Origin of the sequence: Treponema parvum, from assembly GCF_017893965.1 — a bacterium.
GTDB lineage: Bacteria > Spirochaetota > Spirochaetia > Treponematales > Treponemataceae > Treponema_D > Treponema_D parvum.
In genome coordinates this window covers 1,577,406-1,600,805 of sequence record NZ_CP054142.1, presented here as the reverse complement: position 1 = coordinate 1,600,805, position 23,400 = coordinate 1,577,406, and the positions used below count along the sequence as shown (strand labels likewise).

Here is a 23,400-nt window from a genome sequence, read left to right as displayed (position 1 = left end):
TTCATTTTTGATGCAGGCCGAATTTTACGATTCCGAAACTTATAAAAAAAACGACTGATGAAAACAGTGAGAGAATCCTCTGTCCTTTAAATACGAAATATATGAAAAAAAACAATCCTGCAAAGACCAGCAGAACCTGAATAAGGGTGAAAAGCACGGATTTCGCGGAACTTTTTTTTATCGACCGGATAATTAAAACGCAGATAAAGATAAGAGCCAGAGCGAGAGTGCACAAGGTGTAAATGTGCGGGGCTTTGCTTGCAAAATACCACAAAGGCCAAACCGCAGCAAGAGCGGCGACTGTACAGAACGCGACAAGCGACAGGATTTTTATTATGGAAAAAAAGAAAAGCTTGTAGCCTTTTAAAACATTTTTTATCATATTCTGAAAAAAAAGAATGGGGTTGTCAAAAAATAACCGAATTCTGAAGACAACCCCATTCTAAACTATTTGCACTTAGCCTGCTTCAATCGCATTTACAGGACATTCCGGTGCACAAGTACCGCAGCTGACGCAGCTTGCTTCGTCAATCACGCGTGCCGTTCCCGTCTCGCTGATCGCTCCAACCGGGCAAACAGGTTCGCATGATCCGCAGTTTACGCAAGCGTCCGTAATCTTGTAAGCCATATACGACCTCCTGATCGTCAAAATTTGTTTCCCTATGGATAACTATACTCTAAAACAATGACGCTTGCAAGCGTAAATAGGTTGGTATAAAATTATTGTGCACATTAAAAACGCGCGCCGCCGCTTGAAGTTTTGCTGCGGTTCTGCGGCGAGTTTGTTGACTTTTATGGATAAGAATTATGGATAAAAATCTGAATCGCATATGTGAAAACGTGTATTTTATTTCCGACAGCACCAACATAGGCGTAATAAGCGAAAAAACTCCAGACGCCTTAAATATTTACCTTGTAGACGCCGGATGCGCTCCCGACAGAGGCAAAATCATACTTGACATTCTTGAAGAGCATTTTTGTAAAACAGATAAGATAAAATGCAAGATCAAGGCGGTTATTTGTACACATTCCCACCAGGATCACGTACACGCCGCTTTTTATTTTAAAGAAAAGACGGGATGTGAAATATGGTGTACGCGAAAAGAACGAGGAAACCTTGAAAACCCTGAATATGAACAGGCGATCATCTGTGGCGGCTTCCCCTTGCCGGAACTTGAGGCGCCTCTTTACAAGGCAAAACCCGTTTACGACGTTAAGATCGTAGAACCCGACAGCGCTTTTACTCTTTCGGACGGAACTGAAATAAACCTGATTGGACTGCCGGGCCATCATTTTGAAATGATCGGAGTGCTTGTAAAGACAAAGACAGAAAAGACCGTGCTTTTTGCAGCCGATGCGATATTCGGCCGCGCCCATATGAAAAAGTATTGGATTCCGTTTTTGCTTGACGAAGGAAGATTTAAAACATCGCTTAGAAAGATAACGGATCTGCATTCGGACTATCTTTTGCCCAGTCACGGAGAGCTTTTAAATAGCGCAGAGGCCGAAGCGCTTGCCGAATTGAATCGCTACGCCTTGGTTTCGACGGAAAAAACCGTACTTGAAATTCTTAAAAAACCGCACACTGCTGAAGATCTTTTAAAAGCGATAGCGGACATAAATCATATCAATTTGGGTTTGGCGCAATTTATCCTTATAGGCTGTACGATAAGGTCTTATCTATCGTATTTATACAGGTCGGGTAAGATAAGCTTTTTTATAAAAGACAACCGCATGCTTTGGCGTGCGGTCAAGTTAAAGAAAGGCGGTCAATAACCGGCCGCTCAATTTAAACTTTTTAATTCCTGTAAGATCTTTACTCCGCTTGAAGTTCCGATACGGCTTGCGCCCGCCCTTATCATTTCCAAAGCTTTTTCGGCGTCTCTTATGCCTCCGCTCGCCTTTACGCCCATTGAGTCTCCCACGGTCTTACGCATGAGGCGGACATGATCAGCCGAAGCGCCGTTCGGCAGATCATGTCCGCCGGAATCTTTTGGCGTTCCGAATCCAGTAGAAGTCTTTACGAAGTCCGCTCCTGCCTCTTTCGCCGCAGAACAGCAAAAGACTATTTCATCGTCGGTTAAGTAGCAGGTTTCGATTATGACCTTAACACGAACCTCTCTTTTAAGCGCTTTTCCGTTTTTACGCGCGATGTCAACAACAGTGCGGATGTCCTTTTTTACGTCGTCAAATCTGCCTTCTTTAGCGGCTCCTATGTCAATCACCATGTCGACTTCACAGGCTCCTTTGTTTATAGCATCTTCCGCTTCAAAAGCTTTTACTTTTGAGGGTAAGGCGCCGAGCGGAAATCCTATTACGGTGCAGATTCCTACGCTGGATCCTTTTAGCAGTTCCGCCGCATAAGAAACGTGTATGGGGTTTACGCATACGCAGGCAAATCCGAATGATATTGCTTCGCGGCACAAGGCTTCGATGTCGGATCTTTTTGCAAATGCGGATAAGAGAGTGTGGTCTATCAATCCTGCGATTTCTTTTTCAGTCATAAACTTTAACAACTCCTTAAAATTTCAGCTGCCGGCACCGCCCAGAAAACTAAGCCGCGGCTCCTATCTTTCGTGCGCGCTTAAGCCTTCAAATAAGACGGTTTTTTTATCGGACGCATAGATTGTAATTGCCGAGCCGTCCCACAGAAAATATCCGTCGTTTTTTATAAATTCTTTTAGACGTTTTTCCATTTTAGTCTTATCTTTATTTTCCGTCATAAAGCGCAAAGTAGCATAGCATCTTATGTTGTTTTTTTGCTGTGTAAAAATTGCGTTTATGAGGTCGGGGATTTCTATGAGGATGATAAGAGAATCGTTTTTCGTATTTATGGAAAGCTGCATTCCAGCGTACAGCGGAATGTCGGGATAGCGCTCAATAGTCGCCTTTGCCGACATCAACGGCGAATATCCTTCTTGTTTTGGAGGAAGTCCCGCTTCTTCAAAGTATTCAAAATAAGAATTTTTGAGGCGCGGATCTACGCTACGGGAGCTGCCTTGTAGGATATCTTTGAGCAGTTTATCGTAAACTTCGATCCGCTTTTGTATAAGTCTTGTAATAAAAGGATATATGAACGAACGGTATTCGGCCAGCGATTGCATGGAAGCGGCGTTTGTAGTCATTATCGTGTTACCGTAAGAGGTCAGGGTCTTTATTTTGGGAAAATCTATCTTGTTCAGCAGCGTTATCGTCGTAAGAAAATCGACTAGACTGTATCCCCAGCGGGATCTTGTAGCGTTTCTGCTGTAAGCTTGAAAAATTTCTTCATCGCTTGAAAGTTTTTGTATTTGCTCTTTATTATTTTGTATCTTTTTATAAATTTCCGGTGCGTCAAAGACCGTGTAGGTCTTGTTCAGGGGCAAAAGCAATTCCGATTCTTTTACGCTGTTTTCAACCAGCGGATGCTTGAAATAAATGTTTGTCTTATACTCCGCAGGCGAAAGGTCGGTTTCTTCTTTTGTAAGAAATATATTGTAATCCATGGAATTTTTGCAGTCTATTTCAATGTAATCCGTCGTAGCGTGGGCGGTAAAGGCGTACAATTTTTTATTAGTGCCGTCAAAGATTTCTCTAAAAATATCGGTCAACGAAGGATTTTGGCCGGTGTTTGCAGATGCACCGGGGAGCAAAGGAGAAGATGCGTCCGACATTATGACCGAAGGTATGCCGAAGTCCGCCGGAGACGCGCCAAGGCCGGAAGGCTCAGAAACGGGAGGCAGCGGCATCATATCTTTTTGTTCCTCAAATCGTTTTTCTTCATCCTCCGGCAGATCCGGAGAAAATTCGGGCGTTATAAAAAAATTACGGGTAGTACCGTCGAACCCGGGATCGTCTTGAGTGATATAGGTCCAAATTTCAAGCGGATAAAACAGCGCCCTCTTTTTTTTCTGCGTTTTTTTATCATATATTATAAAAGAACAAGAGCCTTCGGTGGTAAGCGTAAAATCCGGAATACGGCATGTAAAACCGTCGATCTTTTTATCGCCTTTGTAAATATGGCCTACGTATGAAAATTCGTGCTTGTTTCCTCTAAGCGACGCTCTTATCGATTTGTCCGTTGAGTTTTTTTGATCCGCATACGGTAAAAACGAAGTTTGCTCGAGATGCAGGGCGGCGCTCGTAAATTTCCAGTCGCTTTCATCTATCTGTTTGTGATAAAAACCCGTCTTTCCTTCCGGCGAAAGCCCCGCAACCCTGAGTTCCCTTGCGGAATTTCCTCTTCCGTTTTGTATTATGCTTATGTATTTTGAAAGGCGCGCATGGCCTTTAAGCGGAATGTCTGGCTGTTTTTTCCAGTCTTCGTTGGGAAGTCCCCAAGGCGTATAGTTTGAACGGTAATCGGTACCGGAATATTTATATTTTTCGTCATTATAAGTGTATTTGAAAAACATCGGGTCGCAGCCCATTGTGTCGTAATCTATGAGTCGGGTGTACATTTCGCCAGCGCCGTTTATCAAAAACAGCGTAGAACCGCTCACGCTCATGTTTTCGGAAATAAAACTGCCGCGTTCCGGGCCTAAGATCGTTTTGCTGAACGCTGCAGGAAGTCCCGAATCCGTAAAACGTATTTCCTGTCCGTTTTCGCTTAAAAAATAGATCGTTTCAAGCCCCATCGTGCCGTAGTGATGTTCATTGCCGTAGCGGTCGGTATACCATAAAACGTCTTTTCGCCTTACGCCTATTCCCCAGCTTCTTGCCTTTAAAAAACGAGCATCTTTTTTTAAGATCTGTTTTTGCGGCCAGCCGAAGTTGTTAAGCCATTCAAAAGGTTTGTCTGCGGTATAATCTTGCGTATAGCAGCGGTACATTAAGTCTTTATCGTCAAAGGCGAATACGGCGTCTCCGTCTGCGGCTATCTGTTTTATTGACGCTGCCGGAGCAAACCAGTCTTTGCCTGCGAGCTGCGGCGTCTTCGGATTGTAGGGAACGCCGGTGCCCAAAAAGAGCGACCATTCCTTTTGTTCCGGTTTTTTTGTCCAAATTTTTCCGTCGTAGACTGAAAATTCAAATCCTTTGCAGAATGCTTGCGTAAGGGTAGAGATATACAGGGTCGGCGGCATAAAACCGTTTATGTTCGAGTTCTCGCTTTTATGCGCGTTTTCGTGTGTATTTCCCCTGACAAATGAGACGCTGAAAAACAGAATAAAAATAAAATAATATTTTTTGACCTCGGTCATCATAGTATACTATATAAAAAAAATGTTTAAATTTCCACAGGCTGCAAAGACATAGCACGACATGGCGCGCCGCAACACCTAGCCGCCGTACTAGGCAGCAGCAGCGCATTGCAACGGCACTTAGCCGCCGTCCGCGCTATTTCCCTTAATTGATACAAATACGCGTTTTCGGTATCATGTATGTGATTTCGGATCAAGGAGAGGTCTATGATAACACTTAAATTCGGCGGAACTTCTATGGCAAGCGCAAGTCGGATCATGAATTCGTCGGATATTATTATAGGCAGGGCGAAAAAAACTCGGGTGAGCGTAATTGTTTCTGCGGTCGCAGGAATTTCAAACAGCCTTCAGGAAAGCATTGACAGCTGCATAAAAGGAGACCTTTCGGAAAAATTCGTTACGCATGTGCGATCGGTGCATGAAAGCATATGCAGTGAACTTGAATCCGAACTTCCGGGATTTGATGCCGCTCCGGTTATGCAAAAAATCGACCCCTTGCTTGCGGAATATAAAAAGCTTTTGCAGGGAATAACCGTCTTCGGCGAATGTCCCGAAACGGTTCATTGCCGCATAATGGGAATGGGAGAACTCATGAGTTCCCCCGTCATGGAAGCCGTGCTGCGCGCAAAAAAACAGAGCGTAGTGCTTTTGGATTCCAGAAAATTTATCATAACAAACGGGGATCAAAAAGAAGGAGATCCCGATTATGTTTCTACGGGAAACCTCTTGCAGCCTTACCGCGACGGAGAAGACAAATCGCAGACGCAGATACTGCTTTTTCCCGGATTTATATGTTCGTGGATAGGGGGAACGGGCAAAGAACCCGTCCCCGGCCTTTTAGGCAGAAACGGATCGGATTTTTCCGCTTCCATAATAGGATCGTCCTTAGGCGTCGAAAAAGTGGAATTTTGGACTGATGTCGACGGCATTTACACTGCCGATCCCCGCATAGTCAAAGACGCCCTTGTCGTTGACGATATGAGTTATGAAGAAGCGATGGAGCTTTCGTTTTTCGGTTCCAAGATACTTCACCCCAAGACTCTGGCTCCTTTGGCGGCCAAAAATATTGAAGCGTGGAGCCTTAACAGCTTAAAACCTTCCGTCCGTGGAACAAGGATAGGTAGAGGTCCTTTTGAAAAGTCCGGGGCTGTAGAAAAAAACGCCGTGAGAGGTATTTCATGTCTTAAAAACGCTTCCATGATCAGCGTGAGCGGTACGGGCATGAAGGGCAGGGCAGGCATGGCAAGCCGCGTTTTTGCAGCCGTTTCAAGAGTCGGCGTTTCCATTCTCCTTATAACCCAGTCGTCTTCCGAATATACTATTTCTTTTTGCGTTCATAGCGCACAGGCAAATGAGGCCTGTGATTCGCTTGCAAAGGAATTTGAACTTGAGATACAGGAAGGCATTATAGATCCTGTGGAAATTCAAAAAGATTGCGCTATTGTTTCCGTCGTCGGCGACGGGATGATCGAAAAGCGCGGAACGGCCGGCAAATTCTTTGATTCGCTTGCCACATACGGTATCAATATAATCGCTATAGCCCAAGGGTCGTCTGAAAGATGTATTTCCTGCGTCATAAAAGGAGATTCCGGCGATTTGGCCGTTAGAGCTGCGCACGTGTTTTTCTTCCATTCTTCTCAATCCATACAGCTGTTCGTTTTCGGAGCGGGCGGGATAGGAGGCGTTCTTCTTGACCAAATATGCGCGCAGCAAAAAAAACTGCTTGCCGATCAAAATATAGAAATAAAGGTTATGGTGATCGCGCGATCAAAATTTATGGCGATGGATCCGTACGGAATAAAACTTAAGACGTGGAAAGAGACTCTCGCCGCTTCCGAAAAAAAGACCGGCATTGAAGATGTTCTCAAATTTGTAAACGAGACAAAACCTCTCAATCCAGTCTTTGTGGACTGCACAGCGAGCTATGAAATTGCAGAGCGGTACGTCGATCTTCTCAATATGGGGATGCACATAGTGACGCCCAACAAACGCGCAAATTCGATGTCGATGGATTATTATCGAAGTATCCGTTCTGCGGCAAATACCATGCACCGCCGGTTTTTGTACGAAACCAATGTGGGCGCGGGGCTGCCTATAATCGACAACCTGCAAAATCTTTTTAAAAGCGGCGATCGCCTTACGGAATTTAAAGGAATAATGTCGGGTTCGCTTTCTTATATTTTCGGACGGTTGGATGAAGACGTTCCGTTCAGTCGGGCTGTGATCGAAGCCAAAGAAAAGAAATTTACCGAACCCGATCCACGCGACGATCTTAGCGGTATGGACGTGGCCAGAAAGGCTCTCATAATCGCCCGCGAGGCCGGTCTTGAGATTGAACTTCCGGACATAGTTATAAACCGTGTTTTCCCTGAAAATTTTAACACCGAAGGCAGCGTCGACGAATTTTTGCACAGACTGCCCGAAATAGATTCTTATTTTACAAAAAAGATGAGCAATCTTAAAAAACAAGGCAAAGTTTTGCGCATGGGCGCTTCGATCACGGGCGGAAAGTGTTTTGTCGGCATGCTCGAAGTTACGGCGGACGATCCTCTGTACGGCGTAAAAGGCGGAGAAAACGCTTTTGTATTCCATACGGAACGCTATAACCCGATTCCTCTTACGGTTCGCGGGTACGGCGCCGGCGCTGCGGTAACTGCGGCGGGCGTATTCGGAGACATACTGCGTACTGTAAATTTCAATTCCGAATTTTAGACTTGGAGAAATTATGGTAATCGTATTAAAAAAGAGCATCACGCCTGCAGAAAAAGAAAAACTCGCTTCGTTTTTAGGATCCCAGAATTTTAAAACAAATGAGATAGTCGGAGAAGAAACTACCATTTTAGCCGCCGTAGGTAAGCTTAAAATGGATCCGCGCGAGGTTGAAATATTGCCCGGCGTCGAGCGGGTTATTCCGATAAGCAAGCCGTACAAAATGGCGAGCCGAGAATTCGATCCTCACGACACGATAGTTGAAATTCCGAACAACAGGGGGCAAATCGTACGTGTGGGCGGGCAGCGCATAGTTGCGATTGCAGGGCCGTGCGCCGTGGAAAGCAGGGAGCAGATGATGAGCGTCGCGGCAAAGGTTGCCGAAAGCGGGGCGGTAATGCTTCGCGGCGGCGCATATAAGCCGCGCACGTCTCCTTATTCTTTTCAGGGACTCGGAGAAGAAGGAATAAAAATTCTAAAAGAGGCGGGAGACGCTTTCGGTCTTCCCGTAGTTACCGAAGTCGTTGCGTCCGAATACTTACCCGTTATGGAATCGTACGGAATCGACGTTTACCAAGTGGGCGCGCGCAACATGCAAAATTTCGAACTGCTTAAGCGTCTTGGAAAATTGAACAAACCCGTCATCCTAAAGCGCGGATTGAGCGCAACTATAGAGGAATGGCTTATGTCGGCCGAATACCTTCTTTCGTCCGGAACCGACCGTATTATTTTATGCGAGCGCGGAATCCGTACGTATGAACAGGCTACGCGCAATACCCTTGATTTAAGCGCCATTCCTATACTGAGAGGCCTCACCCATCTGCCTGTAATAGTGGATCCGAGCCACGCTGTGGGAATCCGTGATAAGGTAAGCCCCATGGGACTTGCAGCGATAGCTTCGGGCGCTGACGGAATAATCGTCGAAGTTCACTGTGATCCTGACAAAGCGCTCTCTGACGGCGCTCAATCTCTGTATCCGGAACAGTTTGACAAACTTATGCGCGACATAGAAGCTATGTCTCCCGTGCTCGGAAAGCAAGTGGCTCACATCCGGCAGGAAAGCCGCGCGATAAAGGTTTTGGGGCGGGCGGATAAACGCAACGGTAAAACCCTTACCTGTTCGTTTTGCGGAAAACGCGGCGCGTATGCGGAACAAGCTATAGAAAGCTATTTCGGAAAAGAAGCCGAAGCCGTTTCGGTAAATTCTTTCCGTGAAATTTTTAAAAGCGTCGTTTCAGGAGAATCGGATTACGGCATGGTTCCCATTGAAAACAGCCTTGCCGGTTCCGTTTATGACAATTATGACAATCTCGTTCAATTTGCCGACATAAGTATCGTAGGTTCCGTGACTTTAAGAATTCAGCATTCGCTTTTGGGCGTAAAAAGCTCGTCGATCGATAAGATAAAGACGGTCTATTCACATCCTCAAGCGTTTTCGCAGTGTTCCGATTTTCTTTCGTCCCACGGCGACTGGACAAAAATCGATTCGGTTTCTACGGCTTCAGCCGCCGAATACGTCGCGAAACTAGGCTCGAAAGATACCGCGGCCGTCGCCAGCCCGTTAAACGCAAAGTATTACGGACTTGAAATTCTGCAGGAAAATATCGAAAACGATCCCAGAAATTATACGCGCTTTGTGCTGATAGCGTCCGATGCGGCGACGTCAAACACGGCGGCGCCAAATAAGCCGGCGACGGCTAAAAACATCACCGAAGCCGCATTCATAAGTCAGCGCGTAGCGGGAGTGCGGCCTAATATGGCGTCGTTTGTTTTCAGTGTAAAAAACGAACCCGGCGCTTTGCACACATGTCTCGGAATTTTTAATAAACATAACTTAAATTTGACAAGGCTTGAATCGCGGCCCATTTTGGGTAAACCCTGGCGCTACTGGTTTTACGCCGATGCGGAACTTAAGAATGAAGGCGAACAATCCGAAGAATATGTGAGCAGGGTTCTTGACGAACTTAAAAATACCGCAGAAGACGTTCGCCTTCTCGGAGTTTATGCAGGCGTATAACGGGGGAAAAAATGACCGATCAAAAAAAAGAAAATAAACAGTATGTCCTTTCGGTATTGGTTGAAAACCATGCCGGAGTTCTCAGCCGAGTTTCAGGGCTTTTCAGTCGTCGCGGATACAACATCGATTCTCTTACAGTCTGTGAAACTCATAATTCTGGGCAGTCGAGAATGACGATCGTCGTCCGCGGGGACGAATACATCCTGGAACAGATAGAAAAACAGTTGTCAAAGCTTGTAGAAGTCATTTCCATAGAGAACTGTAATTCCGACAACTTTTGCCAAAGACAGACGGCTCTCATAAAGGTAAAAGCCGTAGGCAATAACCGTGCGGTGATCATAGAAACCTGCAATATTTTTAGAGCTCATATAGTAGACGTGAGCGTAGAATCCGTCATTGTAGAAGCGACGGGAAGTGAAAATAAGATAGAAAGCCTCATACGCCTTTTGGAACCGTTCGGCATCCTTGAATTCGCAAAGAGCGGACTCACGGCTATGTCGCGCGGCAAAGAAGTGATGAAATAGATTTTATTTTCGGATCGTGTGCGGATCGTGCCGCACGCCGCTGCATTGCGCTTCTCGCCCCAGCGTTGCGATTTTCCTGCGGTGCTGCGCTTCTTAGCGCGCCTTACGGTGCAACCCCGTCACATATTCCGCAATTTTTTGTCGTAGATTCGACGCAGGAACAAAAAACAGCATAAAAGCGAAAATACTTCCGCTATGATAAAGCAAAACCAAACGTTATCGATCTTTCCCGTAAGCGAAAGAATATAGGCGACGGGGAGCAAAACTATCAGCTGCCTTGTGAACGAAATTAGCATGCTGTATACGGCGTTCCCCAGAGCTTGAAAAACGCTTATGAGTATTATTGCGAAGGCGGCTCCGAAAAAACTCGGCGCTATGGTGCGAAGCGCCGGTATTCCGATTTCAAGCATTGCATTGGAAGCGTTAAACAGCTTCAGAAGCGCAGCCGGCGCCGTTTCAAACAGTATAACTCCTATTGTCATTATCAGCAAAGACAGAGAAAGAGCGCTTTTGATTGTTTTTATGATCCGGCTGCGCTGTTTCGCGCCGTAGTTAAACGCAATTATAGGAATCATTCCGTTGTTTAGTCCGAAGACGGGCATAAATATAAAACTGTTAAGTTTAAAGTAAACACCGTAGACGGCGATGGCGGTTGAAGAGAAAATCCCCAAAACCAAATTCATTCCGTATGTGGTTATTGAATTTATGGACTGCATCAAAATGGTCGGAACTGCGATCTTGTAGATGTGCAATATTATCGTTCCGTCCGGACGGAATTTTTTGAATTTGAATTTAATGTCGTTGTTAAAACGCATGTTAAAAATGAATGAAAGAATTCCGCCTAAGATCTGTCCGATAACGGTCGCAAGGGCCGCGCCCTGCATTCCCATTTTAGGAAACGGCCCGATCCCGAAAATAAGGATAGGATCAAGAATGATATTTGTCAGGGCTCCCGTTATCTGCGTTATCATAGTATAAAAAGTGCGCCCCGTCGATTGAAGAAGCCTGTCAAACATTGTTCCCAAAAATGTTCCGAGTCCCAAAACCACAATGATCTGCATGTATTCCACGCCGTAATCGATTATCCTTTGATCGCTTGTCTGAGTTGAAAAATACGCCCTCAAAAGCGGGAATACTATTACGGCAAATCCTATATAATTGCATATTCCGAGGAATATACCGTTTACGGCCGTTTTATTTACGGCTTCTTGATTTTTTTCTCCGAGCCTCATGGACAAAACCGCCCCTACGCCGACGGAAGTGCCTATCCCGAAGGCCATCGCCAAGGTCTGTAAAGGAAAGGCAATGGAAACGGCGGTAAGAGCTTCTTCGCTTATCATCGATACGAAAATGCTGTCTACGATATTGTACAAGGCCATTACGAACATTGATATCATTATGGGAAGCGACATGCTCACGAGAAGCCTTGCGACGGGCATATTGCCCATCCGGTTTTCTTTAGATAAATTGCTTGTACTCATAAGCGATAATGATATACAAATAATTAATAATGTCAAAGAAAAATGCTGCTATTTGTTTACAAGCATAGCAAATAAAATTGTTAAACCGCTTTATGTAATGGTATAGAAGCGCTGTGAATCCGTATTCTAGCAGCAAAAAACCGGACGCATTCTGTATCATCGGCATTTTTTTGATAGTACAGAATTATGTCCGGTACGCTCGCTTTTCATTACAACGGTCAGATTGTACCGTCCCATGTACTTACTGTCGTCGACTTACCTTCTTCTTCATCGAACCAGCGTGTTGTTACCGTTTTGCTGTCGGTAAAGAAACGGTAACCGTCTTTTCCAAGTACATGCAGATCTCCGAAGAATGATTTTTTGTGGCCGGAAAAGGTAAAATATCCAACAGGAACAGGAATACCAACGTTTATACCAACCATTCCTCCATCAGTGTGGCGGACAAATTCCCGTGCATAATGACCGCTTTGTGTAAAGATAACTGAACCGTTTGCAAAGGGATTTGCGTTCATGATAGCCAGACCTTCCTCAAAGGTTTTAACACGTTTTACGCAAAGAACAGGCCCGAATATTTCCCTGTCACCAACGGTCATCCCCGGTTTTACGTGATCAAAAATTGTCGGACCGAGATAGAAACCGTCATCGTGCCCGTCCACTTTTACATTCCGACCATCAAGAATCAGTTCTGCACCTTCTGCTATACCTTTTTCTATCCAGTCAAGAATGGATTTTTTGTGCGCTGCATTTACTACCGGACCTAGTTCCGTTGTTTTGTCGTAAGCAGGACCTACTTTAATATTTTTTGCCTGTTTGACAATTTCATCAACCAGTTTATCTGCGATTGCTTCTTCAACGACAATGACAGGTAACGCCATGCAGCGTTCACCGGCACAGCCGAAAGATGCATTGATAATACCTGCTGCAGTTCTTTCTATAGGCGCATCTCTCATGATCAATGCGTGATTTTTTGCTTCGCAGAGGGCTTGTACCCGTTTTCCGTTTGCTGCCGCAGTAGCATAGATGTATTGCCCGATTTCTGTTGAGCCGACAAAAGTTATGGCTTTTACATCAGGATGTGTTAAAAGAATTTCTGCTTCATGGCGTGAACAGGTAACGACATTTACGACACCGTCGGGTAATCCAGCTTCCTTATAGAGTTCTGCAAAACGTAGCGCCGACTGAGGGGTAAACGTTGCGGCCTTAAGAACAATCGTATTTCCGCAGGCAATGCAGATTGGCGTCATCCAGCCCATCGGTATCATGGATGGGAAGTTGAACGGAATAATACCGGCACAGACTCCGAGAGGTACACGATACAGGGTCGTATCATACCCTTTGGAGGCATCCATAAGACTTTCGCCCATCATAAGCGACGTTGCTGCGAGAGCTTGTTCCGTTCCTTCCTTTGCTTTCAGAACATCCCCTTCAGCTTCTTTCCAGTTTTTCCCATTTTCCTGTGCAACCAGATACGTCAGTTCTTCCATATGCTCTATAATAAGTTCCCGTACCCGGTAAAGAATCTGTACCCGTTTGGAAACCGGTACGGCAGACCATTCAGTGAAAGCCGCTTTTGCACTTGCTATGGCTTTTTCAACTTCATCAGGAGTACAGCGCGGTACTTTTGCAATAACTTTTCCTGTGCTGGGGTCATATGCGTCATTATATACATCTGTTGACGATTCCACAAATTCACCGTTGATAAATGGTTTCAGCTTTTTAACGTTATCCATTCTTCCTCCATAAATAGTGAGTGTAAATTGATTATATGATGATTATATTGTGGTTTTTAAAAGATGTAAAGTAAAAAAAATGTAAAAATACAGTCAAAATACTGTCAAAATATTTCCCTCAGTCTATTCGGCAATAATAATACGGACTCCATGCGCGTTCATAAAATCACAGATGCCGTTTGACGGCTGTGCATCGGTAACAAGTGCGTCGATTTTATCCAGAGAACAGTATGTCATGAGCGAGATGACACCGCTTTTCGAACTGTCCGCCAGAAGATATGTCTGCTGGCTTCTCTGTACGGCAGTCTGTTTTATTTCTGTTTCCGGCGGAGACGAATTTGTTATTCCGTTTTCAACTGAAAAACCCGTCGCAGCCATAAAAGCTTTTCCTATATTATAGTTTTGCAGAACTTGTGCCGCCATCATACCGGTGAAAGACAGTGTTTTTCTGCTGAGCATCCCTGACAGCGAAATAATTTTGATGTCTGGGTATGGTACTGCCTGCACAATGATTTCAAGATTGTTGGTAATTACGGTTATATCTTTTTTTTCTTTCAACGCTTCTATCATATGAAACGTTGTCGTACCGGAATCGATGAAAATAATATCGCCGTTTTCGACAAGCGAAGCTGCCTTAATTGCAATCCGCTCTTTTATTTCTTGGTTTGTTATGTTCCTTTCATCGAAGGGAACCAGCTCTTTTCGTTTTGTCGTTGTTACGCCACCGTATATTTTTTTTATGTCTTTTTCCTGCAGAATTTCTTCAAGATCTCTGCGGAGCGTGCTCATTGACACTTTAAATTCCCTACAGAGTTGTTCAAGAGTTACTGTTTTGTTTTGATAGATATAACTTTTTATTTCCTCAATTCTTTTTGGTCGTATCGACATACTGCTTATCTCCTGATAATTATTTTTCCCTTCTTTTATTTATAATGAATCTGACCATATGTTGCAATTCATTTTTTATTTCTGAAATAATTTCTCCTGTTTCGACTTTTATTTTTTTTCTTGCTATCCATCATTTTATGTCATAATAGTATTGTTTTGAATAATGTATGATAATGTTGTTGCTCCAAAACTCATTTTATGAATTTATTTTGATAATTATTTAAATAAAAAAGTTGACAAATGATAAAAACATGATAAACTTTTTATAAAGTTGGTCAGTTTCTGAGCAGTAAGGTTATTACTGCTGATCGGAAGAATTGAAAGTGCTGATTAGTAATATAAGGAGGAAAGTATGAACATCAGAAGACGCAAGACAGCAATTGCCCGGACATTCATCCTGTTGCTGGTGATGGCAGTGCTCATTTCACAAGGAGCGTTGTTCGCCGCCGGATCAAAAGAATCATCGACTGGCGAAAAACGGTATGACTTGGTGTTTTTCAGCGGACCGCTCGGCGGTTCCTGGTATCCGCTGGCAGGGGCTGCTGCTGAAATCATCCAGAATGCGATTCCGGGAGTGACCGTGGAAGTCCTGCCCGGTGCCGGACTGGTGAACATCGAGGCGATCCAAGCGGGCAAGGCTGCTCTCGGCATGGGGAATTCCCCCTCGACTGCCGATGCATATCAAGGCAAGCCTCCATTCTCCGGACCTGCGGACAAAGTGCGAAACCTGATGAGCCTCTACAATCTGACGATGCATATGGTCGCTCCGGCTGAATCCGATATCTACACAGTCAGGGACTTCAAAGGAAAGCGCGTTAGTGCGCAGACTGCAGGCAACACGGGCGAGGTCATGTTCCGTGGCATCCTGTCCGCATATGGCCTGAGCTATGATGATTTCGCGATGATTCATCACCTGTCTCATGGGGACTCAGCGAATCTGGTGCGCGACCGGCACGCAGATGTCATGGCCGCTACGATGAATGTTCCCGGACCGGCCATCATGGAGCTGATGATGTCTCGGAGTATGCGCCTCATCCCTGTCGAGATGGAGATGTTTGACGCAATCCAGCAGATTAACGCTGGGTATGTTCCGTTCACGATCAAGGCTGGCAGCTATCCTAAGCAGGACAAGGATGTTCTCAGTGTCGGTATGATCAGCCATTTCGCCGTTAGTGCCGACCTGCCTGACGATTTGGTCTACAAGATAGCTGAAGCCCTGTACAACAAAATTGACAAGCTGCGTGCTGTGGTGAACACCATTCAGACCGATACTGATTTCATGACCACTGATATCGGTGCGCCGATGCATCCCGGGGCAAATAAGTTCTACGACACAGTCAAAAAGAATAGATCAGCCCGGTAGCTTTAGCGGAACCAGTCTCTTTGCTGCTCGCCAGCTAAAATGATTTATAAAAAGTAGGAAGTCATATGAAAACAAGAAACTTGGACAACACTTGGTCCCTTATCATCAAGATCATTGCCTTGGCTATGGGATTCTATCATCTGCTCACCGCGATGTTCGGAATCCCGGAGGCCACATTGCATCGCAGCGCCCATCTGATGTTCGGGTTGGTGTTGGTGTTTCTCCAGTATCCGATTCGAAAAAAAGAGAGCAATATCTCCGGAGGGGTTCCCTTCTATGATATCATCATCACAGTGATCAGCATCGCCTCCATGGCATACCTGATGGTGAACCATAAATATATGCTGACACGGTTTCGGTATGTGCATCCGTTGAAGCCATTGGACATGATCTTCGGGATTCTCGCCGTCATTTTGGTTCTGGAAGCCGCGCGCCGTGCGGTCGGCATCGCATTGCCAATCATCTCGGTTATTTTCTTGCTTTATGCCCTGCTCGGACCGGTGATGCCGGGGATTCTCCGGCATCGGGGAGCCACGCTCGAGACCATCATAGACCATCTGTATATGGTTAACGAAGGTCTGTTCGGGATTCCCATTGGCGTTTCGGCTACCTACATCATTCTTTTCATAATCTTCGGAGCCTTTCTGGAGGTCTCCGGAGGGGGAGACTTCTTCATCAAGCTCTCCCAGGCGATTGCCGGTGGAAGCAGCGGAGGAACAGCGAAGGTCGCCGTCGTTTCCAGCGCCCTGCTTGGCACAATATCCGGAAGCGCTGTAGCAAACGTCGTCACAACCGGCACCTTCACCATCCCGATGATGAAAAAGGCGGGCTACAAGCCTCATTTCGCGGGAGCGGTGGAGGCAGCCGCTTCCTCAGGGGGGCAGTTCATGCCTCCGGTCATGGGGGCCGCGGCATTTGTGCTTGCCGAGTTCTCGGGCATTCCCTACCTCCATGTGATCAAATATGCATTCATTCCTGGTACGCTTTATTTCCTAGCCATTTTCTTTGCCGTCCATTTTCAGGCTATCAAAAGCGGCATCAAGGGATTGCCGAAGGATCAGGTTCCGAACCTCTGGAAAACCCTGCTAACGGGAGGGTATCTGCTGCTTCCCGTGGTCGCAATCGTTGTTCTGCTTGTGTCAGGCTTCACGCCCATGTACGCAGCACTCGGTGCCATAGCCGTTACCATTGCCTTGAGCTGGATTAACAAAGAAACTAGGCTGGGGCCGAAGAAGATACTCCTTGCCCTTGAGAAGGGCGTGAAGGCTTCGGTAATGGTCATCAGCGCATGTGCATGCGCGGGCATCGTCATCGGCGTGGTCAGTCTGACCGGACTTGGGCTCAAGTTCACCAGCATGGTTGTCCAGTTGTCTGGCGGCATGCTCGTTCCCGCGCTTCTGCTTACAATGGTTGCCGCATTGATACTTGGAATGGGGTTGCCTACGACTCCTGCGTATATCGTGCAGGCATCGCTGCTGATTCCAGCGATCATTCAAATGGGTGTGCTGCCGATTTCGGCGCATCTGTTTGCTCTTTATTTTTCCGTGATATCCAATATCACGCCGCCGGTGGCAATCTCGTCCTACGCTGCTGCGGGCATTGCGGGCGCGGATGCGATGAAGACAAGCGTTGAGTCAGTCAAGCTTGGCTTGGTGGCCTATATCGTGCCGTTCATGTTTGTGTTCAACCCGGCGCTCCTGCTGATTGGCAAAATCGGTGTCATCTTGCTGGCGATTGTCACCAGCCTGATTGGCATTGTGTGCTTGGCAGCCGGACTGCAGAGTTATTACTTCATGAAACTGCTGTGGTTTGAGAGGATCATCCTGATTGTGGCTTCCATCAGCCTGATCTTTCCCGGATATAGAACTGATCTCGTGGGGCTTGGATTGCTCGCATTTGTTACCTCTGTGCAGCTATTCAGGAAGCGGCGTTCGCAAGGACCGGCGGTCAACGCACCGTCAGACAAATGAAAACAAAGATACACAACGAACCGGTTGCCAGCGATGAAAAATCATCGAAGGCGGATTGTCATGATTCAGGAGGAATGTAGATGAGTACCGAAAGATTATCCCACTGTGAAAGATTGCGAGCAGTGTTGAACGGTGAGATACCGGATAGAGTCCCTGTAGCATTCTGGCGGCATTGGCCGATAGACGATCAGGATGACGAGATGCTTGCATTCGTGACATTGCAATACCAGGCGAAGTTCGACATGGATTGGATCAAACTGACTCCCTCCAGTTCCTACACGGTGTCCGACTGGGGAGCGCAGCACGAGTATCGAGGTAAACCACTTGGCGAGCGCGAGTATAAGGAACGTCTAATCAAAACAACTGAAGATTGGGATCGAATCGAGCCGCTCGATGTGACAAAGGGCACCTACGGAAAAATCCTTCGGGCTCTAGAGAAGGTCATTGCACGGCGGGATAAGGAGACCCCGGTGGTCATGACTGTCTTTACCGCAAGCCGCATCGCTGGTTATATGGCGGGAGACGACAAGGTTCCCGTCTATCTGCGCCAGGATCCCAAGCGGATGAAACGGGCGTTGGATGCTATCAGTCAGACCACTGAGCGCTTTGTCAGAGAAGCATTTGCACGTGGAGTCGACGGCATTTTCCTCTCGACCTATGCCGCAAGCTATGAAGTATTGACCGAAGCAGAGCATGACGAGTTCTCTCGTCCTTATGACCTGCGGGTTCTCAATCAGGCTAAGGAAGGCTGGCTCAACACCATCCACCTCCACGGACAGTATCCGATGTTCTCCAAAATCTGCGATTATCCTGTGCACATCGTCAACTGGCATGACCGGGCGGCAGGACCGAGCATTGCAGAGGCAGCAAAGCTGTTTCCCGGTATGATGGCTTCGGGCATTGAGCAATTCGAGGTTCTTCACTGCAGAACTCCCGCCGATGTCGAACGTCAGGTAGCCGACGCCATCAAGCAGGCTGGTGGAAAACGTCTGATGATTTCTCCCGGATGCACCTTCCCCCTGACCGTTCCGGAGGGCAACCTTTATACGATGCGCAGGGCAGTTGAGAAGTATCTCCCCTGAGAGGGAATCGCGCTGCGCAAAAAACACACTATGCACAGAATCGCATCGAACATTAAGCTGATTTGGTGCGTGAAAAAGCTTTCCACCGGGAACCCGTCGCCTGTTCAGGCGACGGGTTCCCGGTGGATGGCAATGTGAGGAATCGACATTATGGAAAGAAATGAGCGTTACACGAGGTTGTTACAGCGGGAAACCATGCTTGCCGTAGGCTGCACTGAGCCGATTGCGATTGCGCTAGCCTGTTCGAAGGCGAGGGAGACTTTGCCCTTCCTAGGAGGTGATCCCGATCAGATTGAACTGGTCTTGAGCAGGAATATCATCAAGAATGCGCTCGGTGTCGGAATACCCGGAACAACGATGACCGGTATTCCAATCGCAGCGGCTCTCGGCTATTCTGGCGGAGACTCGACCTTAGGGCTGGAAGTGATCGCCTCGGTCTCCAAAGAGGATATCGCCCGGGCGACCGGATATGTGCAACGCAACCTTATTACCATCGCTCAGTCTGATAGCCCGGAGAATCTGTACATCGAAGCGACCATCCATCAGGGCGGACACCGCAGTACTGTCGTGATCAAGCATACCCATACTAAAGTGGAGCGGATTGAGTTGGATGGGAAGGTGCTCTTTGAGAATTGTGTGGAAGAACAGGTCAAAGATGAAGATGACCTGACAACCGCCTCCTTGCTGGATATCTACCAATTCGCGCTGGAGACCGATCTTGTACCTCTTAAGTTTCTCTTGGAAGGTGCGCGGATAAACAAGCAGGTGGCGCTCGAAGGACTTTCCGGCACCTATGGCCTGCAAGTCGGGAAATCCATGCAACGAAACGTTGACAACCACATTCTGACGGACAATATCATCATTTACGGCGTGAAGTTGGCGGCGGCCGCGGCTGACGCAAGGATGGGCGGATGCATGCTCCCTGTGTTCACCAACAGCGGCAGCGGCAACCAAGGCATCACCGTTTCGTTGCCGGTTCTGGCTACGGCTGAGAAGGTCGGAGCAGATGAGCAGACCATTCACCGGGCGTTGGTCATGAGCAATCTTGTGGCAATCCATGCAAGAAAAGGCATGAACCGTCTCACCGCCATGTGCGGAGCCTTCACTGCAGGCATCGGGGCTGCATCCGCCATCACGTTCCTTCTCGGTGGATCTATCCTGCATATCTACCGGGCGGTGCAGAACATGGTGGCCAGTCTGACCGGCATGGTGTGCGACGGAGCGAAGGATGGGTGCGCATTGAAAATCGCATCAGCTGTGGATGCCGCTTTCAGGTCTGCGCTACTGGCAATCGGCGATCTCTCCATCTCTGGAGACAAGGGAATCAACGAGGAAGATGTGGAGAAGAGCCTTAGAAATCTTGTACGCATCGGCAACAGCGGCATGCTTGACACCGACAGGATTATTCTGGATATCATGACGTCGAAAGTCGGATCAAGGGCATAGTATTGCGTGACACGCTCCTTCCATATCGTCAGCGGCTACCTGATCGTGACTATTTGATTTTCTGGTCAGATCATTCGGATCAAACATGACTGTTTCTCTTATTCCAGATCAGATTCAATGGAATCGCATGATGCCATGCTACCAATGGCATGCGATACGAAAAATTCAACATCCACCAGTCTTTAGTGCTTAACTCCTGATAAAAAATCAGCTGTATTTTATATTCAAAAAAGAAACAGTAGCTGTCAGCTGCTTGCGGGACATTCCCGCATTAAAACCTTTTTACCGCAGCCTACTGAATTTACAGAAAGGACTTCACAGTCGGGCGCAATACGAACGTTAAAACTGCCTTTATATGATTTCTCTATTTTTTTATAAACCAAAAGCTTTTCGGCTTTGAAAACAACCGCCGATAGGCACACGCTTACCGGCGGAGGAAACGGTGCTAGACGATTTTACCAAATAGTCTTTATTTCGTATAACGGAATATTTTCATCTCTTGTTATCATAGTAAGCTCATTTTCTTTAGCTTGTGCAATGAGCAGTCTGTCAAACGGGTCTTTATGAATATCGGGTAAATTCTTTATTCTTTCTGCATCATATTCCGTTGGGAAAAGATAAATAAATTCTTCATTTTCCAAAACAGTTTTTAGTCTCGGAATATCAATTTTGAAATCAAGCATTCCTTTTGCCTGTTTTATTGCAATTTCCAAATTATTGCATGAGTATCGAGCAAATACATCACATATACTCCGCAAATTCTTCAATAGGTTTGTCAAATTCAAGAGACATTTTGCAAGGAATATCTTTTAGGCAACCGAAACCTTTTTTTTGGCTTTTTGACGCAATATCTTTTTCTGATACAGCAAATTTAAAGAAGATATAGTCCACGTAAGAAGACACTTCTTCAAGGGCTGCTTGTGGAAGCGACTTTAATTTTTTTTCAAGAGTACTGTAGGACATAAGCTATCTCCTCTGCATTTTACACAACCGCGGTATACTATATCACAAATTTCAGATTTTTTCTACGTAAAGACGGATTATCTTGATACGCTACACTTATCTCCGATTTGTTTTTTTGCCGAAAACATATTTTTGATTGATTTATTTCTTTGCTTGAATCGCGATTAATCAGTTAACGATTCACGTAATACTTCTTGTTCGACCGCTTTTTGAATGAATTGATTTAATGATTATACATAAAATGAAGAATACTATATGATTACCGATGCTTTTCAACTTAAATATCCGCAAATTCAAATAGAAACCGTCCAAGGCGGTGAAAGCGGAAGCAACCATAATTTTGCCGCACTCCAAAAAAGCTGAGGTTTTTGTGATTTTATCGCAAAAGCCGCCTAAAAAAATTCGCCGCCGTTGGACTGTTATTTTTCTTCGGAAATCTTTCCGACGGATTTGGTTGCGATCAGATCGCTGTCAAAGCCTAACACGGATTTTTTGACTACGGTTCCTACAGCCACAGGCGCCTGCACTGTAATTTTCTTTATTTCGTCCATAACGTCAAAAATCCGTTTTTGAGGAACAGGTTTTGTCAGGCGGACGGAAACGAGGGGAAGTTCTCCTCCCTGTATGCGGACGCTCGAAGTAACCGTCCTTAAAGGCTCCGTAAATTCCTGCCGTGCATACTGTTCGCCTTTAGGGCAGGCATACCCTTCTATGGAGATAATATCGTTTGTCTTTTCATCCGTTTCAACCGTAACCGTACAGCCGTTCGGACAGATTATGCATGTAAGTTCCTTTTTCATCTTATGCAGACCTCCAGATTACAGTCGGAATTCAGTTTGTCGCACATTACAGGAATGCGGATCATTTCAGCCGGGGTCATTTTCTTTATTTTTTTCACCAGGACTTCCGAACCGCCTTGCATAATTGCCACCGATTTTCCGTAAAGCTCACGTGTAACTCTAAATGACAGAATTATGTCTTTTTTTCCGCTGATTCTCTGAGGCACAACATGGTTTATATTCCTGTCATAAGAAATATTTATGCCGCTTTCAGGCAAGAACTGAGTTTCCAGATATTCCGCCACGGAATCGGCAAGAGATTCAGCTTCGAGGGAAACATTGTCAACAAGATCATGCACATGAAGAACGTTTCCCGCCGCAAAGATACCTTTTACCGATGTCTGGAAAAATTCATCTACTACGGCGCCCTTTGTATGCGGATCAAGCTTTATTCCGCAGTCCAACGAAAGCTCGTTTTCAGGAATCAAGCCTACGCTTAAGATCAGCGTATCGCACGGAATTTCCTCTTCGGTTTCGGGAATCGGCTTCATATCCGAATCAACCTTTGAAACAACAACAGACGTTATCCTTGAACCGCCCTTTATGTCCGTTACCGTATGACTTAGGTACAGAGGAATATTGAAATCTTCAAGACACTGACGGATGTTCCGCGGAAGGCCTGAAGGAGTACTCTGAATTTCATACACGGCATGGACATGCGCGCCTTCAAGGCTCAAGCGTCGTGCCATTATCAGCCCTATGTCGCCTGAACCGAGAACGACAATTTCCCTGCCGATTTTTCTGTTAAAAAGATTTATGTATGCCTGAGCAACACCGGCGGTCAGCACTCCCGACGGCCGCTCTCCGGGAATCTGAAGCGCGCCTCTTGTTCTTTCGCGGCATCCCATCCCCAAAATTACAGCCTTGGCCTTGATTGTGATAAGACCGTCGGGAGATACGGCCGTTACAATATGCTCCGGAGAAATATTTGTAACGCTCGTATTTGTCATATACGGGATTTTCCTGCTTACGACTTCCTTTATAAAGCGGTCGGCATATTCAGGCCCCGAAAGAAGTTCCCTAAAACGTGTAAGTCCGAAACCGTCGTGTATGCACTGCCTTAAAATTCCCCCGAGACTTTTTTCACGTTCCAGAATAATGATGTTTTCGATTCCTTTATTATACAGCTCTACAGCAGCGGCAAGGCCTGCCGGGCCGCCGCCCACAATTACCACATCTCTTGTTTCAAACGTTTCAGCCGCCATATC

The 23,400-nt window shown here is 46.2% G+C and carries 19 protein-coding genes; 8 read left to right on the top strand and 11 right to left on the bottom strand.

What is annotated here, in order from left to right; all coding sequences use genetic code 11:
• Position 1: 1 nt before the first annotated feature.
• Positions 2-382 carry a hypothetical protein gene (locus HRQ91_RS07110; protein ID WP_210118908.1) on the bottom strand — a complete coding sequence of 127 codons (381 nt, stop codon included), beginning with the start codon at positions 380-382 and terminating at the stop codon, positions 2-4.
• Between the two features lie 75 nt (positions 383-457).
• The gene (locus tag HRQ91_RS07105) at positions 458-628 is read right to left on the bottom strand and encodes a DUF362 domain-containing protein (RefSeq protein WP_210118372.1); all 171 of its coding nucleotides are present in this window, start codon (positions 626-628) and stop codon (positions 458-460) included.
• A gap of 179 nt (positions 629-807) precedes the next feature.
• Between HRQ91_RS07105 and HRQ91_RS07100 the strand changes: the two genes are divergently transcribed.
• Complete coding sequence (locus HRQ91_RS07100) at positions 808-1,776, top strand: MBL fold metallo-hydrolase (protein ID WP_210118907.1); 969 nt, start codon at positions 808-810, stop codon at positions 1,774-1,776.
• A gap of 8 nt (positions 1,777-1,784) precedes the next feature.
• Here the strand turns inward: HRQ91_RS07100 and deoC are convergent, their stop codons facing one another.
• Complete coding sequence (deoC, locus tag HRQ91_RS07095) at positions 1,785-2,504, bottom strand: deoxyribose-phosphate aldolase (RefSeq protein WP_210118906.1); 720 nt, start codon at positions 2,502-2,504, stop codon at positions 1,785-1,787.
• 63 nt (positions 2,505-2,567) lie between these two features.
• Positions 2,568-5,183 (bottom strand): hypothetical protein, encoded by a 2,616-nt coding sequence (locus HRQ91_RS07090; RefSeq protein ID WP_210118905.1) that lies wholly within the window; start codon positions 5,181-5,183, stop codon positions 2,568-2,570.
• Positions 5,184-5,387: 204 nt separating this feature from the next.
• Between HRQ91_RS07090 and thrA the strand changes: the two genes are divergently transcribed.
• From thrA to ilvN, 3 genes are read left to right on the top strand one after another with little or no spacing between them, the layout of a single operon-like run.
• Positions 5,388-7,892 (top strand): bifunctional aspartate kinase/homoserine dehydrogenase I, encoded by a 2,505-nt coding sequence (thrA, locus tag HRQ91_RS07085; RefSeq protein WP_210118904.1) that lies wholly within the window; start codon positions 5,388-5,390, stop codon positions 7,890-7,892.
• Positions 7,893-7,905: 13 nt separating this feature from the next.
• Entirely contained in the window at positions 7,906-9,906 is a 2,001-nt protein-coding gene (gene aroF / locus HRQ91_RS07080; RefSeq protein ID WP_210118903.1) for a 3-deoxy-7-phosphoheptulonate synthase, read from the top strand.
• Positions 9,907-9,917: 11 nt separating this feature from the next.
• Positions 9,918-10,430: an acetolactate synthase small subunit gene (gene ilvN, locus HRQ91_RS07075; protein WP_210118377.1), complete on the top strand. Its 513-nt coding sequence runs from the start codon at positions 9,918-9,920 to the stop codon at positions 10,428-10,430.
• A 119-nt stretch (positions 10,431-10,549) separates the two neighbouring features.
• On the opposite strand, the gene HRQ91_RS07070 is transcribed toward ilvN, so the two are convergent.
• The 3 genes from HRQ91_RS07070 to HRQ91_RS07060 form a co-directional block, all read right to left on the bottom strand.
• Positions 10,550-11,911 (bottom strand): MATE family efflux transporter, encoded by a 1,362-nt coding sequence (locus tag HRQ91_RS07070; RefSeq protein ID WP_246473182.1) that lies wholly within the window; start codon positions 11,909-11,911, stop codon positions 10,550-10,552.
• A 218-nt stretch (positions 11,912-12,129) separates the two neighbouring features.
• Entirely contained in the window at positions 12,130-13,641 is a 1,512-nt protein-coding gene (locus HRQ91_RS07065; protein ID WP_210118902.1) for a CoA-acylating methylmalonate-semialdehyde dehydrogenase, read from the bottom strand.
• A gap of 123 nt (positions 13,642-13,764) precedes the next feature.
• Positions 13,765-14,529, bottom strand: coding sequence for a DeoR/GlpR family DNA-binding transcription regulator (locus HRQ91_RS07060; RefSeq protein WP_210118901.1), 765 nt, complete (start codon positions 14,527-14,529; stop codon positions 13,765-13,767).
• Positions 14,530-14,881: 352 nt separating this feature from the next.
• On the opposite strand from HRQ91_RS07060, the gene HRQ91_RS07055 reads away from it, so the two are divergent.
• The 4 genes from HRQ91_RS07055 (at position 14,882) to HRQ91_RS07040 (ending at position 20,390) form a co-directional block, all read left to right on the top strand.
• Positions 14,882-15,892, top strand: coding sequence for a TAXI family TRAP transporter solute-binding subunit (locus HRQ91_RS07055; RefSeq protein ID WP_210118900.1), 1,011 nt, complete (start codon positions 14,882-14,884; stop codon positions 15,890-15,892).
• Positions 15,893-15,957: 65 nt separating this feature from the next.
• On the top strand, positions 15,958-17,862 hold the full coding sequence (locus HRQ91_RS07050) for a TRAP transporter permease (protein WP_210118899.1): 1,905 nt from the start codon (positions 15,958-15,960) through the stop codon (positions 17,860-17,862).
• A gap of 80 nt (positions 17,863-17,942) precedes the next feature.
• The gene (locus tag HRQ91_RS07045) at positions 17,943-18,944 is read left to right on the top strand and encodes a uroporphyrinogen decarboxylase family protein (protein WP_210118898.1); all 1,002 of its coding nucleotides are present in this window, start codon (positions 17,943-17,945) and stop codon (positions 18,942-18,944) included.
• Positions 18,945-19,094: 150 nt separating this feature from the next.
• The gene (locus tag HRQ91_RS07040) at positions 19,095-20,390 is read left to right on the top strand and encodes an L-cysteine desulfidase family protein (RefSeq protein ID WP_210118897.1); all 1,296 of its coding nucleotides are present in this window, start codon (positions 19,095-19,097) and stop codon (positions 20,388-20,390) included.
• 455 nt (positions 20,391-20,845) lie between these two features.
• On the opposite strand, the gene HRQ91_RS07035 is transcribed toward HRQ91_RS07040, so the two are convergent.
• From HRQ91_RS07035 to HRQ91_RS07020, 4 genes are all read right to left on the bottom strand, one after another.
• On the bottom strand, positions 20,846-21,103 hold the full coding sequence (locus HRQ91_RS07035) for a type II toxin-antitoxin system VapC family toxin (RefSeq protein WP_246473181.1): 258 nt from the start codon (positions 21,101-21,103) through the stop codon (positions 20,846-20,848).
• Between the two features lie 28 nt (positions 21,104-21,131).
• A complete protein-coding gene (locus HRQ91_RS07030) occupies positions 21,132-21,353 on the bottom strand; it encodes a DUF2281 domain-containing protein (RefSeq protein WP_210118896.1) in 222 nt (73 codons plus the stop codon).
• A gap of 419 nt (positions 21,354-21,772) precedes the next feature.
• Positions 21,773-22,153, bottom strand: coding sequence for a DUF1667 domain-containing protein (locus HRQ91_RS07025; protein WP_210118895.1), 381 nt, complete (start codon positions 22,151-22,153; stop codon positions 21,773-21,775).
• A complete protein-coding gene (locus HRQ91_RS07020) occupies positions 22,150-23,397 on the bottom strand; it encodes an NAD(P)/FAD-dependent oxidoreductase (RefSeq protein WP_210118894.1) in 1,248 nt (415 codons plus the stop codon). The genes HRQ91_RS07025 and HRQ91_RS07020 overlap by 4 nt, the downstream gene beginning before the upstream one ends.
• Between the last annotated feature and the right edge of the window lie 3 nt (positions 23,398-23,400).